Raw genomic sequence first — 3,702 nt, 5'->3', positions numbered from 1 at the left:
TTAATTAAAAAACTTACTGTATCATCAGACTCGGCCATCTCAAGTATCTTATCCAGGCGCTTTGATTCTATTTCAGTAAGCTCTGACTTACTTACTAAGTGATAATATTCGGTCAAAACTTCTTTGTATGCTTGCATCTCTTGTTCTTATATATTCATAAGGTTTCTGGAATTTAAAGCTTGATTATTATCTATGACTAACCTTCATGCTGGTCTTTTTTATTTAAAAAATCTTTCCCTTAGACGTTTTAATGCTCGTTCACCCCTTTTTCTTGCAGCATCTTGTTTAATATCTAAACGTTCGGCAATACTCTTCCATGATAAACCTTTGACTATTCTTAGAACAAGTATTTTTCGTTCTTCAGGACTTAAGTCTTCAAAACTACCAATTAATTTTTCTATTTTTTCTTCGATTAAACTATTGCTGGGAATCTTGGGAATCAGATCTGATTTAATTTTACCAATAAGTTTTAATTTTATTTCTTTATTTTGTTTTTCTGTTTTATAGTATTCTTGAATAATCTTAAAAGAAACACGATTCAGGAAACCTGGAATATTTACAATTGAAATTTTATCCTCAATAATTTTTTTTCGTGTACGAATATATGCTTCTACCAAAATTTCACTTTCATCCAACTTCCCATCTAGTTTGAATTGACGAAGAGAGCGCTTGATAAAAAACAACAGTTTGCGTGCGCTATCATTCCTCTTGTCTGAAAGGGCATCAACCACCACTTCATTGAGTAAATTGAGTAGGTTGTAGTTGGTAATTTCTTCAGGATCCTTCATTGTTGAGCCATACTAGCCTTTCTATAAATATTGTGCTTGAATAATAACAAAGTGTGACACCATGAGCGCTGGTTGACTGACAAAAGTCAGACCCCAAATCTCAAACCCCTTTCTAGATAGGCATTTCCGGCTTGCAGAAAAATGTACTTATACCAAATCCGTTTGTCAAAACCCCTTTATAAAAATCGACAAAATCTTTGTATGCCAGGAATCTATGGCTATGCGGATAAGGGGGGTGTGGGAACAGGATTTGGTATTACCACAGATTCGGAGGGGTGACTCTCTGGCTTGGGTTAACAGATCAACCCCGGATTCTGAAAGTTGCTACCAATGGCTAGATATTGGCTGGGGTCTAAAGTTATTCGTGATTTGACAGTTTGTGGTTATTTTTTGTTTTTCGTCAAGTCTCCCTGATTGAAGGTTTTAACATCACAGGCACTAAGACTTTAAGCATCTGACCAACTGTTCAAAGCAAAACACCAACTGCCTGGATTATCGCGGCTGCGCTACCTCCGTATTGCAGTAGAGCTATTGTCTCAGAAGATCCCACAGGCAACATTCCGCTCGATGGAGAGGTATTAGTAATGATTTGGTCTTGGGGTTGCATAGTAGTTTTCAGGAATTGATTAAAGTTTGGGCTATATATTTATGTGGCGCATCTTGGAGATTCTGTGACAATCCCATTGAACTATTAGAGACTGTGAATAATTGCTGCGTAGGTTTGCCGTTCTCTAATTCTGGGAAACCCAACACCTGAAAAAACCTAAAATCCTAACTTTTGCACCGCCCGTCGTTTCGTCTGCTCACCGAGTATATCATATTTAGTAGTGGTCACAGGAGACACATGACCCGTTAACTTCTGAACTGTGACAATATCAACTCCCGCATCCAACAAGTCACTATAAAACTTTCTTCTACAATCATGGGGACTAAAGGACTCAACCCCCGGAACCTGTCTGTGGCCTAACCTACTTTCCATCACAGACGACTAGACCGATGTTGTTCTCGGACGCGATCGCCTTTGGTGTAGCACAGCTGATCGGAGTAACCAACTCTATAGTGGTCAATTCCGCCTGCCTTCCCGCTGCTTCCACCGCTCCCGCCTACAACTATACCTTAAGATATACCCAAGACCATACCAAGGTCGAAATTCCAAAAACCGGTAATAGTACATTCCCGATGGATGGTTACTCTGAGCTGACCCATCGACATAGATCCTTCCAAACCAAAAATATCTCAGTGAAAACCGTACACACTTGGGTTTGGGAAATCCAAGCATAAAAACAAATATTTCTATCCCACTTGAATTTTTGGCATTGCTGAATCAAGTCATGAATAGGAGTAGGGTGGGTGCATATCATATTTGTAAAAAAGTTGCTAGTGGTGCTTCAGGGGGGCCTCATTTTCCGCCTAGTAGCCAGGCTTTGGATAGCCCGCCCCGTAACGCACCACCGTGTCAAACAGCAAAAATGAGATGCACCCAGTAGGGTGGGCATCCTGCCCGCCCGAAAATATCAGGAACGGGCAAGATGCCTATTCCTGAAAACTCTTAAAATCATTCCATAGTCAGCAAAGTCCCTTTTTCCCTAAGAAAGCTTCGTCAGGAACTCTAAAAATGTTTTAGTTCTTGGTGTTAAGAGGGTGCGGCGATAGGCATCTGCGGCTTTTTTAATTCCTTCTGCTTGAGTGGGATAGGGATGAATTACGCTGGAAAGTTTACTCAAACCAATCTTATGGACAATTGCTGTAGTCACCTCAGAAATCATTTCCCCTGCATGATTTGCCACAATAGTTGCTCCCAGGATTTGATCTGACCCCTTCTTGTGGTGAATTTTTACAAATCCCTCTTCTTCGCCATCTGCGATCGCTCGGTCTACAGTACTAAAGGGAATTTTAATAGTATTAACATTAAACCCTTTTGCTTGAGCTTCATGTTCATACATCCCGACATGGGCAATTTCTGGATCAGTATAGGTTGCCCAAGGCATCACCAAGTTACTCAGTTTATATTTACCGAAGCCAAAGGGAGAAAATAGAGTATTCTTAATCACAATCCGTGCTGCTGAATCCGCTGCATGGGTAAACTTCCAGTCCATGCAAATATCACCAGCAGCATAAATTTTAGGATTGGTAGTTTCAAGGTAATCATTCACCTTCACTCCTTTACGCTGGTCATACTCTACCCCGACCAGTTCCAAATTTAACCCTTCCACATTGGGCGCACGTCCAGCACCAATCAAAATTTCATCTACCGTGACCGACTCTTGCAAACCAGTGCAGCTATTGAAGTGTAAAGTTTTACCTGCTTCTGTCTTCTCGACCCGGTTCAATTGGGCACCCAGGACTAAACGGATACCTTCTTTTAAAAAGACTTTTTGAACAATATCAGCGGCGTCAGCATCTTCTTTATTTAAAATGTGAGAACCGCGATGGAACAGCACTACTTCACAACCTAAACGGCGGAAAGACTGAGCTAATTCACAACCAATTGGACCGCCACCAATAACAGCTAGTCGATTGGGACGTTCCGTGAGAGAAAATACCGTTTCATTGGTGAGATACCCCGCCTCTTCCATGCCCTCAACTCGGGGTCTTACTGCTCTTGCTCCTGTAGCAATTACCGCTTTCTTAAACTTGAGGGTAGTATCGTTTACTTCAATGGTATCATCACCGGTAAACCGACCATTGCCTAAAAATATATCTATACCATAGGTATCTTTGAAGCGTTGAGCAGAATCGTGATGGCTAATCCCTGCTCGTAGCCGACGCATCCGTTCCATCACTGCAGGGAAGTCTACTTCAATATTATCTGGAACTTTAACCCCAAAGGCTCCGGCATTGCGCATCTCAGCCACTACCCGAGATGACCGAATCAAACACTTGGAGGGGACACAACCTACATTTAAACAATCCC

4 protein-coding genes are annotated in these 3,702 nt (G+C 41.5%); 1 reads left to right on the top strand and 3 read right to left on the bottom strand.

The window, feature by feature from the left end; genetic code table 11:
* Positions 1–218: 218 nt before the first annotated feature.
* Positions 219–788 (bottom strand): sigma factor-like helix-turn-helix DNA-binding protein, encoded by a 570-nt coding sequence (locus F6K38_RS37200; RefSeq protein WP_287360030.1) that lies wholly within the window; start codon positions 786–788, stop codon positions 219–221.
* Positions 789–1,551: 763 nt separating this feature from the next.
* Positions 1,552–1,767 (bottom strand): tyrosine-type recombinase/integrase, encoded by a 216-nt coding sequence (locus tag F6K38_RS37195; protein ID WP_287360028.1) that lies wholly within the window; start codon positions 1,765–1,767, stop codon positions 1,552–1,554.
* A 17-nt stretch (positions 1,768–1,784) separates the two neighbouring features.
* Between F6K38_RS37195 and F6K38_RS37190 the strand changes: the two genes are divergently transcribed.
* On the top strand, positions 1,785–2,069 hold the full coding sequence (locus F6K38_RS37190) for a hypothetical protein (RefSeq protein WP_287360026.1): 285 nt from the start codon (positions 1,785–1,787) through the stop codon (positions 2,067–2,069).
* A 305-nt stretch (positions 2,070–2,374) separates the two neighbouring features.
* On the opposite strand, the gene F6K38_RS37185 is transcribed toward F6K38_RS37190, so the two are convergent.
* The coding region (locus F6K38_RS37185) for a mercuric reductase (protein ID WP_287360024.1) at positions 2,375–3,702 on the bottom strand (1,328 nt) is incomplete at its 5' end.

The sequence above is a fragment of the Moorena sp. SIO3B2 genome (genome assembly GCF_010692525.1).
Classification (GTDB): Bacteria; Cyanobacteriota; Cyanobacteriia; order Cyanobacteriales; family Coleofasciculaceae; genus Moorena; species Moorena producens.
The sequence above is the reverse complement of the archived record's forward strand: the minus strand, read 5'-3'. Positions and strand labels throughout refer to the sequence as shown.

What these genes read in the sequence shown, in the direction of transcription:
- F6K38_RS37195 (WP_287360028.1), bottom strand. Translation starts at nt 1,767, where the DNA reads ATGGAAAGTAGGTTAGGCCACAGACAGGTTCCGGGGGTTGAGTCCTTT.
- F6K38_RS37190 (WP_287360026.1), top strand. Translation starts at nt 1,785, where the DNA reads ATGTTGTTCTCGGACGCGATCGCCTTTGGTGTAGCACAGCTGATCGGA.
- F6K38_RS37200 (WP_287360030.1), bottom strand. Translation starts at nt 788, where the DNA reads ATGAAGGATCCTGAAGAAATTACCAACTACAACCTACTCAATTTACTC.